Raw genomic sequence first — 14,376 nt, 5'->3', positions numbered from 1 at the left:
AGAACCCCCATGCCGGCTAACCGTTGACGACGGTCCCGCCGTTGGGATGGAGCACCTGCCCGGTCATGTATGACCCATCGTCGCTCGCGAGAAAAACGTAACTCGGGGCGACCTCTTCCGGTTGGCCGGCTCGTTTCAGCGGCACATCGGATCCGAACTTTTCCACCTTCTCGGGGGGGAAGGTGGAGGGAATGAGAGGCGTCCAGATTGGGCCGGGAGCGACGGCGTTGACCCTGATGTGCTTTTCGGCCAGCGCCTGGGACAGGGAGCGGGTGAAGGAGACGATCGCGCCCTTCGTTGAGGAATAATCGAGCAGGTGCGCGCTGCCTTTGTAGGCGGTCACCGAGGTTGTGTTGAGAATCGCGCTACCTTCCCTCAGATGGGGTAGGGCGGCCTGCGCCATGTAAAAGAACGAAAAGATGTTCGTCCGGAACGTGCGCTCCAGCTGTTCAGGTGAAATGTCGATGATACTCTCCTGTGGATGCTGTTCCGCGGCGTTGTTCACCAGAATATCCAACCGGCCGAATTCACGAAGCGTTCGGTCCACGCTCTCACGGCAGAACCTGAATGTCCCGACATCGCCTGCGATCGTGAGACAACGGCGGCCTTCCTGTTCCACAAGCCGCGCGGTCTCTTCCGCGTCTTTATGCTCATTCAAATACACCACCGCCACATCGCTTCCCTCCCGGGCGAAGGCCACGGCCACGGCACGACCGATGCCGCTGTCGCCGCCGGTGATCAAGGCGACCTTCCCCCGCAGTTTGCCGGTTCCGTGGTGCTTGCGATCTTCCGTCTTCGGACGAGGCGTCATTTCCGATTCCAGGCCCGGACGGCGCTCCTGTTGCTGCGGCGGTTGCTTGGATCCTTCTGCCATAGTCGTTCGCTCCTTCAGGGATTAAGACCCGTGCATGGGCAATGCCGGGTGTCGTGAGACTGAGGCGTTATTTCATCGGCCTGTCGGACGGCACGGGGACATCGAACTTATAAGTCTCGCCATGCTGCAGATATCGTATGCGGCCCTCCAGCCCGGCCCTCTTCACTTCTTTCTGAAAATCCGACAGAGGCGATTTGAAGACGGTGTAGTCATTGTAGTGAATCGGGACGGCAATCTTTGGTTCCAGCAGTTTCAGAAGCTCGACACCCTGTTCACCATCCATGGTCACGAGGATGCCAAGTATCCGTGTTCCTCCAAGATGCAGAATCGCTTGATCGAGATGCGCATAGCGCTTCCGGATTTCTTTCAGTTCGTCGATCATCAGCGTATCGCCCGAAATATAGAGGCGAAGTAGGATGTGATCTGATTGTATGAATTCCAACATGCTGCCCATGACCGGAGGCAGAAGAGCCGACACGAGCGCTGGACCGTGGCGACCCGGCATGCTCGTAATTCGAAGAGTTATCCCACCGCGTGAAAATGCGACGTCCTGCCAGGTTGTAAGCCCCATACTGCGCCGGAAGCCCTTCTCCGCCAGCGATGACGCGGCGTGCTGAGTGGAAACAATCGTGGTGCTTCGGTTGAGCAGGGTTTCAACTCGGCGATCGAAGTGGTCCTCATGGAGGTGCGAAAGCAACACCAGGTCGTATGGAGGCAACGCCTCGAAGGGGATCGCAGGATTCGTGAGGCGCTTTGACCGGAGACCATACCCTAACCTCACATACTCGCCTTGATGCAGGAAATTCGGATCCGTCAGGATAGTGAAGCCCGCATAGCGAATGAGCACGGTTGCCGTGCCGATGAAATAAAGGGAGCCTTGTGTGACATCTACCTGGCCATCCAACGGAGCAAGCTGGACCTGCGGAAGCCCCGAATAGGTGTCCACTGATTGTCCTTTTGGAGCATCCATTAATCCCGTACAGCCTTTCATCAGCCCCGCCATGACGGCCAGGCCCCCTAATTGAAGGAGCATTCGACGTTGTAGGATCGGCTCGTGACCCATCGTGCCGGCTTGGAACCGTAAGGCAGGAGCGATATTCGGCTCCTGCCCCGGCATGTAATCCTGGACTACCTGCCGCCTCCGCCGCCCGATCCCGTCCCCCCGCTGCCACCGGAGCCCATTCCGGAACTTGATCCCGATCCCATGCCTGAACTGGAACCGGATGAACCGGAGCCGCCGCTGGAGCTGCCGGACCCGCTTCGTGATTGCCCTTGGCTGCCCGATCCTTCCATGCGGTCGCCCGGGCTCACTTTGCCGGAGGATTCATGCTGGCCCTGCGACATGCCAGATGAGCCTGACCCGCTTGATCCTGTTCCTTTGCCTTCAGTTACACTTGGCGAAGTCCCGCCGCTCGAATGTTGCGCCTGTGAAGGTAGCCCCGTAAAAGCAAGCAGCCCTCCTGCTACGAGAGCCACCGTGAACACCTGTACTGTCTTCATGTGAACCTCCTTGATGAGAGATGGAGATGACATCGACGGGGAAGCTTTTGCAAAAGGCAGGCCCCACCCTGCATGATAGAAATCGTCTTACCGGCGGAGATAGGCGAAGGAAACTCGCGGCTGGGCGTAAAAATGGATGGACCACACGTGCCGCTTTAAGAAGCAGCGAAAGGAATCCAGAATGATTGAAGACACCATGTCTTGTCTCAGGACAAAGCATCCGGTCGGGGCAATGGAAAGGAGTAGAGTCCGACCGCCAACGAACCATCTTCGGTGAAAGGCATTTTATTTGCACCGCTCCCGACACTGACGGAGTATGCATGGGATCTCCTGAGAGCACAAAGCCCTCCGTGGACGTGGAGGAAAAACCCGCAATCCATTCCTTATTTCAGCCGGGGCGCAATTGCTGGCGGGTGGAGCGTGCCAATCGGGCGGCGTTTCTCGTCGACGGCGACGTGTACTTCCGCGCTTTTCGTGAAGCCGCCATCCAAGCCCGGCATTCCATCTTTATTCTCGGGTGGGACTTCGACAGCAGAATCCGCACGTTGATCGATCGGGAGCCGGACGGATTTCCGGATCAATTGGGCCGTTTCCTTTCCGCTCTGCTTGCCAAGCAAAAACAGCTCCGGATCTATGTGTGCACGTGGGATTTCCATGTCATTTACTTCCGAGAGCGGCAATGGTGGCTGCCCGTCAATCTGCTCGATCAGAGGCGCCTTCATTTTCGCAAGGACGGCACGCATCCTGTCGGCGCATCGCATCACCAAAAGATCGTGGTCATCGACGACGCGGTCGCGTTTGTCGGCGGACTGGATTTTGCTCAATGCCGGTGGGATACGTCCGCCCATCGCGCGGGTCATCCGGCGCGGATACTCTCGACGGATGGCGCGCCCTGCCGGCCGTTCCATGACGTGCAAATGGCCGTAGACGGAGCGGCAGCGTCTGCCTTGGGCCGGTTGGCCCGCGAGCGGTGGAAAGCCGCCGGCGGGCGGTCCCTCGCCCCGGCGCCCGCCGCCCTGTCGCGTGATCCTTGGCCCGCTTCATTGGTTCCGGCGGTGGAGGATGTAGACATCGCCATCGCGCGGACATATCCCGAATGGGAAGGCAGGCCGGAGGTCAGGGAAGTCGAGACTCTGCTCGTGGATCTGCTCAAGACGGCCCGCCGGTGCATTTATATCGAGACACAATATTTCACCTCGAAGATCCTGGCTGCGGTATTGGTTGCGCGGCTCCAGGAGCCGGAAGGACCGGATGTCGTAATGATTCTCCATCCCAATAGCGACGGCTGGTTGGAGCAGCACACGATGGACGTTCTGCGCGGGCGGGTGTTGAAGCGCCTGCGGGCGGCGGATCGATTCGGCAGGCTGGGGTTGTACTACCCGCAGGTTCCCGATTTGAAGGGTCAGTGCATCAGCATGCATAGTAAAGTCTGCGTCATCGACCTCGATTATGTCCGGATCGGATCCGCCAATCTGAGCAATCGTTCGATGGGATTCGACTCGGAATGCGATCTGGCTCTGTCCTCGGAGGGGAATCCCGGCCGTCAGAGCCGGATCGAAGACTTTCGAAACGGACTGTTGGCCGAGCATCTCGATGTCCCAGTGGAGGAAGTGGGACGCGCCGTCGCCTCGCACCCGTCGCTGATCGCGGCCATCGAATCCCTACGCGGCGGGAAACGCACCCTTGACCCATTCGACGGCCAAATCCCGCCGGATGTGGATGAACTGGTGCCGGATGCGGATTTTGTGGACCCGTCGCATCCCTACGAGACGAATCTGGTGCCGGATGAGCAACGCTCCGGTACCCATCGCCAAATCGTGACCGGCGCCGTCGTTCTCCTGGCGGTCGTGGCTTTGGCGGCGGCCTGGCGGTGGTCGCCGCTGGCGGAATGGTTGGACGTGCCGCGGCTCCTCTCGTACGTGGAGACGGTTGCGGAGAGCCCCTCCGCTCCTTTTGTCACCATCGCCGGTTTCCTGATCGGGGGACTGTTCGTCGCCCCGGTTACAGTACTGATCACCGTCACGGTGCTCGCTTTCGGACCGATCTATGGATTCCTGTACTCGTTCGCCGGCATGACGTTGAGCGCGATCCTGACTTTTGGGATCGGACGACTGCTCGGGCGGCAGATCGTCGAACGCTGGTCCCGGCGCCTTCACCGATTGAGCCGCCGCTTGGCGGAGAAGGGCATCCTGGCGGTCGTGACGGTCCGCGTCCTGCCGGTCGCTCCGTTCAGCATCGTGAATATGATTGCGGGCGCCACCCATATCCGCGCGAGAGATTTTGTAATCGGCACGGTGATCGGCGAGCTCCCGGGGCTCATCGCCTTGTCTATTTTTATCGACCAGATCACGAGCACGGTGAAGCATCCGGGGCCCGGTAGCTATGCGCTGCTGGCTGGTTCCGCGATCATCATCGTGGGCGGCGTGTGGATGCTGCGTCGCTGGCTGCGGAAACATTCCGACGACAAGCCCGCGGGGAATTGATTCTCATGCGGTTGACCCTGGCGACGTACAATATTCATCGCTGTATCGGCACGGATGGGCGGTATGATCCGGGAAGAATCGCCGGCGTCCTGCGTGAATTGGATGCAGATATAATAGCGTTACAGGAAGTCGATACACCGGAGCAACATGGGCTTGAACTGCTGCACCGGTTGGCGGAGGAGGTGAAACTCACGCCGATCGCGGGGCCCACGCTGCTCGAACGCAAGGGCCATCGCGGGAATGCCATTTTGACGAGATGCGAGCCTGAGAAAGTACGGCTGATCGACTTGAGCCAGCCGCGCCGTGAACCACGGGGCGCGATCGATGTCGATATTCTTTGCGAGCGAGAACGGTTGCAAGTAATCGCCGCCCATTTAGGCCTGAAACCGTCGGAGCGGCGCGCGCAGGTCGAGCATCTGCTCACTCATTTCGGCACGAAACATTGTGTGCTGATGGGGGATTTAAACGAGTGGTTTCTGTGGGGCCGGCCCCTGCGCTGGATCAAGGCGATCTTCGGCCACACGCCGGCGTTGCGGACGTTCCCTTCGTCGTTTCCCGTGTTTGCGCTGGACCGCATTTGGGTGCGGCCGGCCGCCACCGTCATGCAGATGTATGTGCACAAGACCGCGCTCTCGCTCAAGGCCTCCGATCATCTCCCGCTCAGAGCCACGATCGAATGGTAGCGAAATGGGAAATGAGGGATTAGGAATGAGGAATGGAAAAGTAAAAATAAAAAACGAGAAGTGAGGAATGGGAAATGAGGAATGAGAAACTAGGAATGCTGACGGGAACATTGATAATGAGGAATGAACGATTCTGGATCATTCATCCCTCATTCCTCATTAATCACTCCTCATTTCTTCATTGTCACACCGCCGCCGGGGTCGCAGGGGCCCTGCTGAGCGTCAACCGCTCGTCCACGGCCTTCCAATCGATGTTCGAGAAAAAGGCGTCGATATAGGCGCCTCGCTCCGAGGGTTTGTAGTCGAGGATAAAGGCATGCTCCCATGCATCCATGACGAGAACGGGGATGAAGCCGGCGACATTCCCGATTTCGTGCAAGGTAATCCAGTGGTTGCTGATGCGGCCGTTGCTGGGATTCAAATAGCAGATGGCCCATCCGACTCCCCGCATTTTCCCCACGCCGACGAAATCGACTTTCCATGTTTCAAATGAGCCGAAGCTCTGCTCGGTCGCCTTTCGGAACAAGCCGGTCGCGACCGGATCGCCGGAGCCGCCTGATTTCAGATTTTCGAAATAGTATTCGTGAAGCACCATGCCGTTATATTCGAAGCCGAGCCTTCGTTTGAGTTCGGAATAGGCGGGCAGTTCTTCCTGATCCACTTTGCCATCCTTTAAGAACTCCTTGATGTGATCGGTCAGATTGTTAGTTTCCTTCACATACCCCTCATACAACTTGAAATGCGTCTGCATGGTCTTGTCCGAGATGCCGGTCAAACCGTGTAGATCATACGACTGGACCCGATACGGGGGGATGCTGGTCGTGGAATACATGGGTGTCTCCTTCGTCACGTGAAAGGGTTCTTATTCGACACAGGGACGACTTCGGACGACCTTGCGCCGTTCAGAAGGGGCGGCGATCGTCCGATTCGCTTCTTCCGTTTCTTGCTCAACCAAATTCACGACATCTCTTTGTTGCCGGTTCTTCTGCTTGGAGCCGGACTTCGTTCTTACAGCCCCTCGCCTGGTTGTCGGAACGATTCGTGGGCTCATGGCTATGCCCGCCTTAGAGGCCGCTCGGATATGTCTCCGGCACGTCGGCGCCGATCCAGCCCGCCGGCCGATCCAGGGGAGTCACGGCGGTCGTTCGGTCCAGGTGGATAACGGCATCAAATTGCTCCGGCAGACTCGCATAGAAATAGTGGCTGATTCGTTCGCTCTCCGGACGATACACGACTCCGATCGCACGCTCAAGCCGTCGGTCCCGCAGAATGTCGGCGGTCCGGTCATTGTCCCAGGTGAGGAAGAACGAAGGAACTCCGGATTCGTGGAACAGAGCTTCATAGCTGTCCGGAAGCGCCGGCCGTACGGACTTTCGTTCGGTCTCGCCGTTCCAATCGGACGCGGCCGTCACCGTGCCGGTATAAGTCGTGAAACCAATGAGGCGCGCATCGCTCCCGTGTCGTTCGCGGACCAACTGGCCCACGTTGACTTCTCCGGCGTCGCCCATCTGGGTCGCTCGCGCGTCTCCGAGATGGGAGTTATGTTCCCAGACCACAATCTTTGGCTGCTGGTGCTGCCGGGACAGATAGGGCAACAGCGATTCGAGGGTCTCCGCCATGTGGCGGTCTCGAACGTTCCACGAGGATACGGCGTGAAACATGGTGCGGTAATACTGCTCGGCGTTCTTGATCAGCCTCGCGTTCTGCTCCGCGAAGAATATCTCCTCGCGCGCAGGGGCATGATCAGCAGCCGGGGAGCGAGCGGCCAGGCGGCGTAATTCGACCAGCTGGGAAACGGCCTCCTCTTCGCATCCGGCAGAGAGGCCGAGGCCGACCGCGGCCGAGCCGTCATCCGATTCTCGTCCGAAATGGTCGAAGCAGGAATAGCGTTCGCGTGCCCGCTTGGCCGCCGCGGGATCGGCCATGTCCAAGAAGGACAGTACGGCCTGAATGGAGGCATGAAGACTATAGAGGTCCAAGCCATAGAACCCGACCGGAGCCTGGTCGCGAGGAAGCGCCGCATTATGGGCATGCAGCCACCCAACAAAGCCCAGCACTTCGGTATTGCGCCACATCCACAAGGGAAAGCGAGTAAAGTCCCTCATGGCGTCGAGCCCCGTCACGTCACGGCTCTGTCCCGTGACATAGCGATGAACCCGGTGGGCGTCCGGCCAATCCGCTTCCACGGCCACGGCGGTGAACCCTTTTTCGGTGATCAAGCGCTTGGTCAGCATCGCCCGGTATCGATAGAATTCCTGCGTGCCGTGCGAAGCCTCGCCGATCAACGCGATCCGCGCTTGCCCGATGCAATCCAGCAGGCCGTCTAAGTCCGCGGGAGACTCGGATAAGGGGTGGAGCGATTCGAGAACTTCCGCCGCCTGTGGGCTCATGCGCAAAGGTCACCCCACGGTTTGGTTCGCCGGTTCATCGCGCACGAACTGCACATGAAATCCGCGAAACGGTGTCCGGACCAGCTTGCGAGCGACATACGGCATGATCACAAACGTGCATAAGACGGTCACCATCGCCAGCGGGAGCACCGCAACCCAGAACGACGGTTCCGTCCGGGTCAATTCCGGCATAAGGAACAAAATGAGCACATTCATACTGAACAGGAGGACGATAAAACTTCCGACCCCGCGCCAAAACATCGCCCATCCCATCCGTAGCAATTCCGCGTAGGTCGGTTCGGGGGTGCGCATCATCTCCCTTTCCATGCATTCATCCTCCGCGGCCTAGGTCACGGCGGTGGAATCGGGCTTGGGACGGGCGCAGGGGCCGGGGCCGGCGGAGCTGGGCTGGGAATCGGCGGCACAGGTTTCGGTTCGGTTGGTTTCGGAACCGGATCCGTCGGTCCGGGTCCCGGTTGTGGAGCCGGCACCGGGTCCGTCGTTCCCGTGCAGGGAAGAGAAAGAAGCACCACAAAAGGGATGACACACAATGTGATGAGCCGACTCCGCCGGTCGTCGGTGACGGCCCCTCTCGATCTGTTCATATTCGATACCCTTCTCTCTCCTCCATGGAGCAATCGGTGATCATGCCGGTGCTCTAAAACCGGCGCCGCTAGCGCCCGCGTGTGCCGGCCAATACAGTCTCCGGCTCCAGTTTCACTTTCATCCAGCCCGGTTGCCTGGTATCGAAAGCCTTGTAGGCATCCACTGCGGCATATAAAGGACCTGTTTGCGTTAAGACCTGTTCAGGATGACAGGTGCCGTTCTGAACCCAATCAAGCAGCATGGGAATGTAGCGCCGATGATTACAATTGCCCATATTGATGGTCAGATTCTTGTTCATAGCCGCGCCGATCGGAAACACCCGCGCCGTCTGCGGGTACACGCCAATGATCGCAAGCGTGCCGGCCTTCGCCAATGCCTGGACGGCCCAAGAGAGCGCCAGTGACGGCGCGTCTCCCGAGTGCCAATTATCATGCTGTGGATTTCTGCGGGGCGTGATCTCGCGCCGCTCCGCTTCAAATTGCGTGGACTCGCCTGCAGTCTGTCGCCGGGCCGGACCTTCGGACGGCGCCACTGCATCGACCCCGACGGCATCGATGGCTCGGTCCGGCCCGATCCCGCCCGTGAGCCGGAGGAGCGCCTCCACCGGCTCTTCCTGATTGAAATTAACGATCTCGGCTCCCTGCGCTTGCGCCATATCGAGGCGGGATGGAATGTTATCGATGGCGAGAATCCGTCCTGCTCCTCGGAGCCGGGCGCTCAAGATAGCAAATTGCCCGACCGGCCCGCATCCCCACACGGCGACGGTATTGCCGGGTTTCACTTCCGCTATATCGGCGCCGAAATACCCGGTTGGAAAAATGTCCGAGATGAGGATGGCTTGATCGTCCGTTACTTCGTCGGGCAGTTTGACGAGTCCGACGTTCGCGAACGGAATCAGGGCTTTTTCCGCCTGCAAGCCTTGGAATGGACCGGTTTCGGACGGTCCTCCGAAGAACGCGCTGCCCGCCCTCGGTCCATTGGGATTCGCGTGATCGCATTGCGCGTAGTATCCGGCTCGACAATAGCTGCATGAGCCGCATCCGATCGTTGATGAGATCACGACACGATCGCCGACTTTCAGGTTACGGACGTCGGGGCCTAATTCTTCGACAATGCCGACCCCTTCGTGTCCCAGAATCGTCCCGACTTTCATACCGGGCAACGTGCCGCGCACCATATGAAGATCGGTGCCGCAAATGGCGCTGGCCGTGATTCTGACTATGGCATCAGTACGCTCTTTGATACGGGGATCCGGTTGATCGACCAAGCGGATATCCCCTACGCCGTAAAACACTACGGCTTTCATGATTCTGCCCCTTTCGTGGGTCTCACACTCCTTCTAAGATCTTGGGTCTGTCGTGTCTCATGTGATGCGGTTCACGCTCTCTACCGACGGGGCTGAGCCGGGTGCGAGACCTGCTCCAGGACATTGCCGCTGGCTTTGGTATCCATTCCATGCACCGCCAGGTCGCCGAGAGAAACAATGCCGACCAGCTTTTTTGATTGAGAGAGGATGGGCAGCCGCCTGATTTGTTTCTGCGACATGAGCTGGGCGGCCTTTTCCACATCGTCATCCTCAAAGCAATAGGAGACTTCGGGCGTCATCGCCTCACCGACACGGACCGCTTTCGGGTCCCGGCGTTGCGCCATAACGCGCACCACTAGATCACGATCAGTCAGCATGCCGATCAAGCCGTCTTCATCGCACACGGGAATGGCGCCGATATTAAGATCTTTCATCCTTGCCGATGCATCCTCAGCCGTCGCGTCAGGGGAGATCGTATCAACCTGCGGAGTCATGATCTCTTTCAGTGTAGGCATGTGAGCCTCCTTTCGAATCTCCGAACGCCGTACCATTGGTCGCAACGCGCAGTCCGACACGGCACGTTCATTGCCACACATCGCATCGTCGCGCGCATTCCGGCGGCGGTCCGTGATTGATTATGGGTATCCGCATCGAACACCGGCCTCTTCGGCCGGTCGGAGCGGTGCAGAGTCAACCGATTCAGGCCGCCTTGGCGCCGGCCATCTCTCGACAGAGCCCGGCGCAGCGACGACACTCCTTGGCACAGGGACCGCACAGCGGGTGATGCGGCGCATGCTGCTCGCAGACTTCAGCGCAGGCGTCGCACACGTCGGCGCAAAAGCGGCAGATATCCTCCGACAGCGCGGAAACTCGGCTCATCCATTGCGCCGCCAGCGAGCAGATATCCCCGCATTCGCGGCAGAGGCGTATGCAGCGGGCCATCATTGCCATGTCGTGGCCGTGTGATTCCATTCCGATCATATCGTCACTGCACGTGTTGCAGGTCTGCGCGCAGGACCAGCAGGCGGCGATACAGTCTTGATAATGCCGGGTCAGCTGTCGGTTGTCTTGGTGCATGGCACAACTCCTTTATTGGACAAAGAGATGAGGGAGTCCGTCAGCGGACGGAATAGTCGCCCGGTGACCGCTTAGGCGAATGGATAGCAAAACATGGACCGGCTGCTCGGTCACAGCCCGTTGGACGGATGTCCTGATTTGGGCTAATTGGCGTAAATCTTATGACGCTGCGCCCTTGGGGAATATCAATGGCAGGCACTTTGTCTCGGAGAAGACATCCTGTCCGGGGTCGACTTCGAAGCAATCGGGCATTCCAGAAGTCTGATCTGTTCTTCGATGCGAGCGGAGACTCGCCGCCGCTTCCGCGCCACCCATCCAATACCCCGAAGCGCGTCCACGAAGGCCGGACGAAGGCCCGCATCGGTCCGGAGATGGGCCAGGGCATTTCCGGTTTCGCGCCAGGCGCTTGCGAGCGGCCGCCGGAGCCATGCTACCCAGAGGGCGTTACGTAGAAGCAGGCGCCGGCGGGCAATGGAGTCCCGCAGCCGGGACGGATAATGATGCACGACGGCCGTCGGCAGATACATCATCGTCCAACCGGCCTCCGCGAGATCATAAGCGACGAGCGCTTCTTCACCGCCTAAAAAGAATCTCGGTTCAAAACCGCCCACCCCAAGGAAGGCGTCGCGGCGGATCATGGAGGCGCCGGCAAGGAATCCCAAAATCGGAGGTCCGGGGGACCCGAGAGGGCGGGGGAGGGGACTATTTGCCATTTGTGTCGAGGTCGGATCTTCGCGTTCCTCGGGCCCGACCAAGACCTTGGCCGTGATCACCGCAACGGATCGGTGTGCGTCTAGCGCATCGGCGGCCCGCCTGAGTGATCCGGTTGCCCACCAGGTATCATCATCGCATAAGGCGACATAGGGAGTGGCCGCTCGCTCTACGCCGGCATTGCGGGCAGCCGCCCCAATGTTGGAGTCTCGCCCAATGATCGTCACCCGCGGATAGCGTTGGGCCACCTGCGATGCGGTTCCGTCATTCGATCCGTTGTCCACCACAATAATCTGAGGGTGCTCTTCCAAATTGGAAAGATGATGCAGCGTCCGAAGCACTTCTTGGACACGGTTATAGGACAGCACGACGACCGTGACTCGCGATTCTGTCATGCCGGGCTCCGGCGCGCCGCGGGCGCGGATTCAATCACCCATAACCGTTCGGGCTCGAACGCATCCAGGTAGCCGGGCCGGCCGCATGACGTCAGTGCGCGGAGCTGCGAGCGGTAGCAATGGATTGCCTCGGCTTTGCGCGCGCTGTCTGGGTCTGTAGCCACTGCGACCCGACGGGCACGGATGCCACAAGCCCGCATCCGCGCGATACGATCGCTCAACAGACCGGGAATGCGCCGGTAGATCGCATCCTCATACAAGAACCAGCCTTGCCCTGGATACTTGGAGCGCAAGCCCATGCAGGCTTCCGAAGCCAGCGCATGGTCGCTATGGAAAAGGCCCCATGGCGCCACGATGCTGTGGGGCCGTACTACTAGCATCACGCCGTCGAGCGCCAGGGTGACACGCGCACTGGTTGGGCTTCGCTGGTACTGGCTATCGCAGAAGTCCAGCCAGAGAGGATGTGCGGACAACAGGGCCAATGCCTTGGCATCCTCGCCGCGCCGGTGCGCCATGACATCGTCGCCCGGCTCGAACCCGGCGGCTCGATCCCATTCAGTCAGTGGATCATGACATGGCGGACCCGCCGCGAAAATCGTCACGACGACCGATCCGGGATGGGCGGCGAGCAGCGCACCGCACGAAAACACCGCATCGTCGCAATGCGGCGAAATCACGAGCAACCGTTGCAGCGGGCCGGGAAGCACAACAGGTAGCGGTCCGTTATTTACGGGCCTCAACGAAGAAGCTTTCGCGAGGCCGGTTATCCAAACTCACAATGTCCGGATAGGGACTCAGCGTCCGGCCAAAGTCGCAGCGCCGGATGTCGTGGAATCCCTCCCGCAGCAACCATTCCTCCATGCAGTCGAACGTCAATGGCGTCCGGACGGAGCCGTACCAGACCAGCTGGGTGACGAGCTTTGTCCCAATCGATTGCGCATCGCAGTCCGGCACATAGAAGTACGCATGGTCACCGGCCAAATAGGCTCGGATAGCTTGATCGAGATCCGGCAAGCCCAGGCGAAGCACGCCGTCCGGTACGAGCATTCGCCGCAATTCTTTCAACGCAATCGGGATATCCGTATAAGACAAATCTTGCAGGACGTGGATGGCGACGATGTATTGCATGCTGTCCGAGTCAAGCGCCAACCCGGACCGAATGTCGCCGACCAGATCCACTCCCTGCCCGGCTCGCACATCGGCGTTGATCCAACCCGGCGCCGCGCAGGGCCCGCATCCCACGTTCAGGCGTCCGAATTCCTGCAGCATGGCCATTTATAAAAACGGGACGCGATACCGGATTGCGCCCCGGAGACGCCAAAAAATCGCGATCGGCGGAATGAGGGCGGACGTCACGATCATCTCAGCTACGTGGCTCGGCCGGCGGGATGCCCCGCGGAGACGGCGGCGGCAGAAATCGCCTGTCAGGCCGATCCACACAGCCGCTGCCGCTAATGTCACCGAAATCGATTGGAACAGGAACGCTCCCGCCGGCGTACCGAGCAATGCGAGCACGCCGGCATAGTAACGCCATGGAGTCCGTGCTTGGAGCATTGACCGGTACAAGCGGGGATGCTTCTTGTACAGGAGGGCGTTGAAGACATTGTTCCGCTGCTGGCGCAGGCTGATGCCCCAGGGAGCCGGGCGAGCCGGATGCACGACGACGGCTCGTTTACAGGAGTGCAGGCGATGGCCGTGCTCCAGCAACGTGAATTGTAGGTCGCTGTCTTCGCGCCAGGCGGCGGTAAACTGCTCGTCGAAACCGCCGACCGAAGTCAGCGTGTCTCTCCGATAAAAACAATTGGCAGTGGCGCAAGGAGACTGTTCGAGACCCTTGGTCGTAAGTTCGTGATCAGTCGGCTGCTCGGGCAGCGGTACGATAATGTTGCCCCATACGCCCGAACATTCGGGATCATCCATGGCCGCCATCCCTTCCGAGAGCCACTCCGGAACGGGGATGCAGTCATCATCGGTGAAGGCCACAATCGATCCGCGGGCGGCTTTCCATCCGAGATTGCGGGCGGCGGCGGGCCCGCGCCGGCTGGGCGCCGCGATATAACGAATAGCCGGCATTGAGCGCGATGACGCGGCGGTTCTCACCGTCTTCCACGTATCGTGAGTGGCGCCGTCATCCACGATCAGAATTTCATAGAGCGCGGGATCCATCGTCTGGGCAATCAGAGCAGAGAGACAACGCCGCAGCAATTCGGGACGCCGGTAGGTCGGAATAACGACCGAAACCCGGACTGCCTGACCAGGCGGACCATCAGACTGCCGGCGATGCCGGCTCGTCGATTTGATGGATGAGTCTCGTTGTCCGGACAAGACGGTGGAACTCACGCTTGGCATGG

16 protein-coding genes are annotated in these 14,376 nt (G+C 59.7%); 2 read left to right on the top strand and 14 right to left on the bottom strand.

The genetic code is table 11. From position 1 onward, the window contains the following. Nucleotides 1–16: 16 nt before the first annotated feature. The 3 genes from ACWGXE_RS12800 to ACWGXE_RS12790 all read right to left on the bottom strand — a co-directional run bounded on the left by ACWGXE_RS12800 (nt 17) and on the right by ACWGXE_RS12790 (nt 2,374). Nucleotides 17–874, bottom strand: coding sequence for an SDR family oxidoreductase (locus tag ACWGXE_RS12800; protein ID WP_447598151.1), 858 nt, complete (start codon nt 872–874; stop codon nt 17–19). Between the two features lie 67 nt (nt 875–941). Then, complete coding sequence (locus tag ACWGXE_RS12795) at nt 942–1,991, bottom strand: MBL fold metallo-hydrolase (RefSeq protein WP_447598150.1); 1,050 nt, start codon at nt 1,989–1,991, stop codon at nt 942–944. An 11-nt stretch (nt 1,992–2,002) separates the two neighbouring features. Then, entirely contained in the window at nt 2,003–2,374 is a 372-nt protein-coding gene (locus tag ACWGXE_RS12790; RefSeq protein WP_447598149.1) for a hypothetical protein, read from the bottom strand. A 320-nt stretch (nt 2,375–2,694) separates the two neighbouring features. On the opposite strand from ACWGXE_RS12790, the gene ACWGXE_RS12785 reads away from it, so the two are divergent. Beyond that, nucleotides 2,695–4,857: a VTT domain-containing protein gene (locus ACWGXE_RS12785; RefSeq protein ID WP_447598148.1), complete on the top strand. Its 2,163-nt coding sequence runs from the start codon at nt 2,695–2,697 to the stop codon at nt 4,855–4,857. Further along, a complete protein-coding gene (locus ACWGXE_RS12780) occupies nt 4,800–5,540 on the top strand; it encodes an endonuclease/exonuclease/phosphatase family protein (protein ID WP_447598147.1) in 741 nt (246 codons plus the stop codon). The genes ACWGXE_RS12785 and ACWGXE_RS12780 overlap by 58 nt, the downstream gene beginning before the upstream one ends. 184 nt (nt 5,541–5,724) lie before the next feature. Here ACWGXE_RS12780 and ACWGXE_RS12775 read toward each other — a convergent pair whose 3' ends face one another. The 11 genes from ACWGXE_RS12775 to ACWGXE_RS12725 form a co-directional block, all read right to left on the bottom strand. After that, nucleotides 5,725–6,372, bottom strand: coding sequence for a superoxide dismutase (locus ACWGXE_RS12775; RefSeq protein ID WP_447598146.1), 648 nt, complete (start codon nt 6,370–6,372; stop codon nt 5,725–5,727). A gap of 30 nt (nt 6,373–6,402) precedes the next feature. Beyond that, nucleotides 6,403–6,591: a hypothetical protein gene (locus tag ACWGXE_RS12770; RefSeq protein WP_447598145.1), complete on the bottom strand. Its 189-nt coding sequence runs from the start codon at nt 6,589–6,591 to the stop codon at nt 6,403–6,405. 13 nt (nt 6,592–6,604) lie between these two features. After that, nucleotides 6,605–7,930 (bottom strand): erythromycin esterase family protein, encoded by a 1,326-nt coding sequence (locus tag ACWGXE_RS12765; RefSeq protein ID WP_447598144.1) that lies wholly within the window; start codon nt 7,928–7,930, stop codon nt 6,605–6,607. Between the two features lie 9 nt (nt 7,931–7,939). Continuing rightward, nucleotides 7,940–8,257, bottom strand: coding sequence for a hypothetical protein (locus tag ACWGXE_RS12760; protein WP_447598143.1), 318 nt, complete (start codon nt 8,255–8,257; stop codon nt 7,940–7,942). 346 nt (nt 8,258–8,603) lie between these two features. Then, a complete protein-coding gene (locus ACWGXE_RS12755; protein ID WP_447598142.1) occupies nt 8,604–9,842 on the bottom strand; it encodes a zinc-dependent alcohol dehydrogenase in 1,239 nt (412 codons plus the stop codon). A gap of 80 nt (nt 9,843–9,922) precedes the next feature. Then, nucleotides 9,923–10,357, bottom strand: a complete 435-nt coding sequence (locus ACWGXE_RS12750; protein ID WP_447598141.1) for a CBS domain-containing protein — start codon at nt 10,355–10,357, stop codon at nt 9,923–9,925. Nucleotides 10,358–10,541: 184 nt separating this feature from the next. Then, nucleotides 10,542–10,919, bottom strand: a complete 378-nt coding sequence (locus tag ACWGXE_RS12745; protein ID WP_447598140.1) for a four-helix bundle copper-binding protein — start codon at nt 10,917–10,919, stop codon at nt 10,542–10,544. 185 nt (nt 10,920–11,104) lie between these two features. After that, nucleotides 11,105–12,025, bottom strand: coding sequence for a glycosyltransferase family 2 protein (locus ACWGXE_RS12740; protein WP_447598139.1), 921 nt, complete (start codon nt 12,023–12,025; stop codon nt 11,105–11,107). Continuing rightward, nucleotides 12,022–12,732 carry a PIG-L deacetylase family protein gene (locus ACWGXE_RS12735; protein ID WP_447598138.1) on the bottom strand — a complete coding sequence of 237 codons (711 nt, stop codon included), beginning with the start codon at nt 12,730–12,732 and terminating at the stop codon, nt 12,022–12,024. The genes ACWGXE_RS12740 and ACWGXE_RS12735 overlap by 4 nt, the downstream gene beginning before the upstream one ends. A 16-nt stretch (nt 12,733–12,748) precedes the next feature. After that, a complete protein-coding gene (locus ACWGXE_RS12730; RefSeq protein ID WP_447598137.1) occupies nt 12,749–13,294 on the bottom strand; it encodes a class I SAM-dependent methyltransferase in 546 nt (181 codons plus the stop codon). A gap of 6 nt (nt 13,295–13,300) precedes the next feature. Beyond that, a complete protein-coding gene (locus ACWGXE_RS12725) occupies nt 13,301–14,374 on the bottom strand; it encodes a glycosyltransferase family 2 protein (protein WP_447598136.1) in 1,074 nt (357 codons plus the stop codon). Nucleotides 14,375–14,376 lie beyond the last annotated feature (2 nt).

Source organism: Nitrospira sp. Nam80, from assembly GCF_965152575.1.
Note: the sequence above shows the minus strand (reverse complement) of the source record. Positions and strands in the feature narration are given on the sequence as shown.

What these genes read in the sequence shown, in the direction of transcription:
- ACWGXE_RS12800 (WP_447598151.1), bottom strand. Translation starts at nt 874, where the DNA reads ATGGCAGAAGGATCCAAGCAACCGCCGCAGCAACAGGAGCGCCGTCCG.
- ACWGXE_RS12795 (WP_447598150.1), bottom strand. Translation starts at nt 1,991, where the DNA reads ATGCCGGGGCAGGAGCCGAATATCGCTCCTGCCTTACGGTTCCAAGCC.
- ACWGXE_RS12790 (WP_447598149.1), bottom strand. Translation starts at nt 2,374, where the DNA reads ATGAAGACAGTACAGGTGTTCACGGTGGCTCTCGTAGCAGGAGGGCTG.
- ACWGXE_RS12785 (WP_447598148.1), top strand. Translation starts at nt 2,695, where the DNA reads ATGGGATCTCCTGAGAGCACAAAGCCCTCCGTGGACGTGGAGGAAAAA.
- ACWGXE_RS12775 (WP_447598146.1), bottom strand. Translation starts at nt 6,372, where the DNA reads ATGTATTCCACGACCAGCATCCCCCCGTATCGGGTCCAGTCGTATGAT.
- ACWGXE_RS12770 (WP_447598145.1), bottom strand. Translation starts at nt 6,591, where the DNA reads ATGAGCCCACGAATCGTTCCGACAACCAGGCGAGGGGCTGTAAGAACG.
- ACWGXE_RS12765 (WP_447598144.1), bottom strand. Translation starts at nt 7,930, where the DNA reads ATGAGCCCACAGGCGGCGGAAGTTCTCGAATCGCTCCACCCCTTATCC.
- ACWGXE_RS12760 (WP_447598143.1), bottom strand. Translation starts at nt 8,257, where the DNA reads ATGGAAAGGGAGATGATGCGCACCCCCGAACCGACCTACGCGGAATTG.
- ACWGXE_RS12755 (WP_447598142.1), bottom strand. Translation starts at nt 9,842, where the DNA reads ATGAAAGCCGTAGTGTTTTACGGCGTAGGGGATATCCGCTTGGTCGAT.
- ACWGXE_RS12750 (WP_447598141.1), bottom strand. Translation starts at nt 10,357, where the DNA reads ATGCCTACACTGAAAGAGATCATGACTCCGCAGGTTGATACGATCTCC.
- ACWGXE_RS12745 (WP_447598140.1), bottom strand. Translation starts at nt 10,919, where the DNA reads ATGCACCAAGACAACCGACAGCTGACCCGGCATTATCAAGACTGTATC.
- ACWGXE_RS12740 (WP_447598139.1), bottom strand. Translation starts at nt 12,025, where the DNA reads ATGACAGAATCGCGAGTCACGGTCGTCGTGCTGTCCTATAACCGTGTC.
- ACWGXE_RS12730 (WP_447598137.1), bottom strand. Translation starts at nt 13,294, where the DNA reads ATGCTGCAGGAATTCGGACGCCTGAACGTGGGATGCGGGCCCTGCGCG.
- ACWGXE_RS12725 (WP_447598136.1), bottom strand. Translation starts at nt 14,374, where the DNA reads ATGCCAAGCGTGAGTTCCACCGTCTTGTCCGGACAACGAGACTCATCC.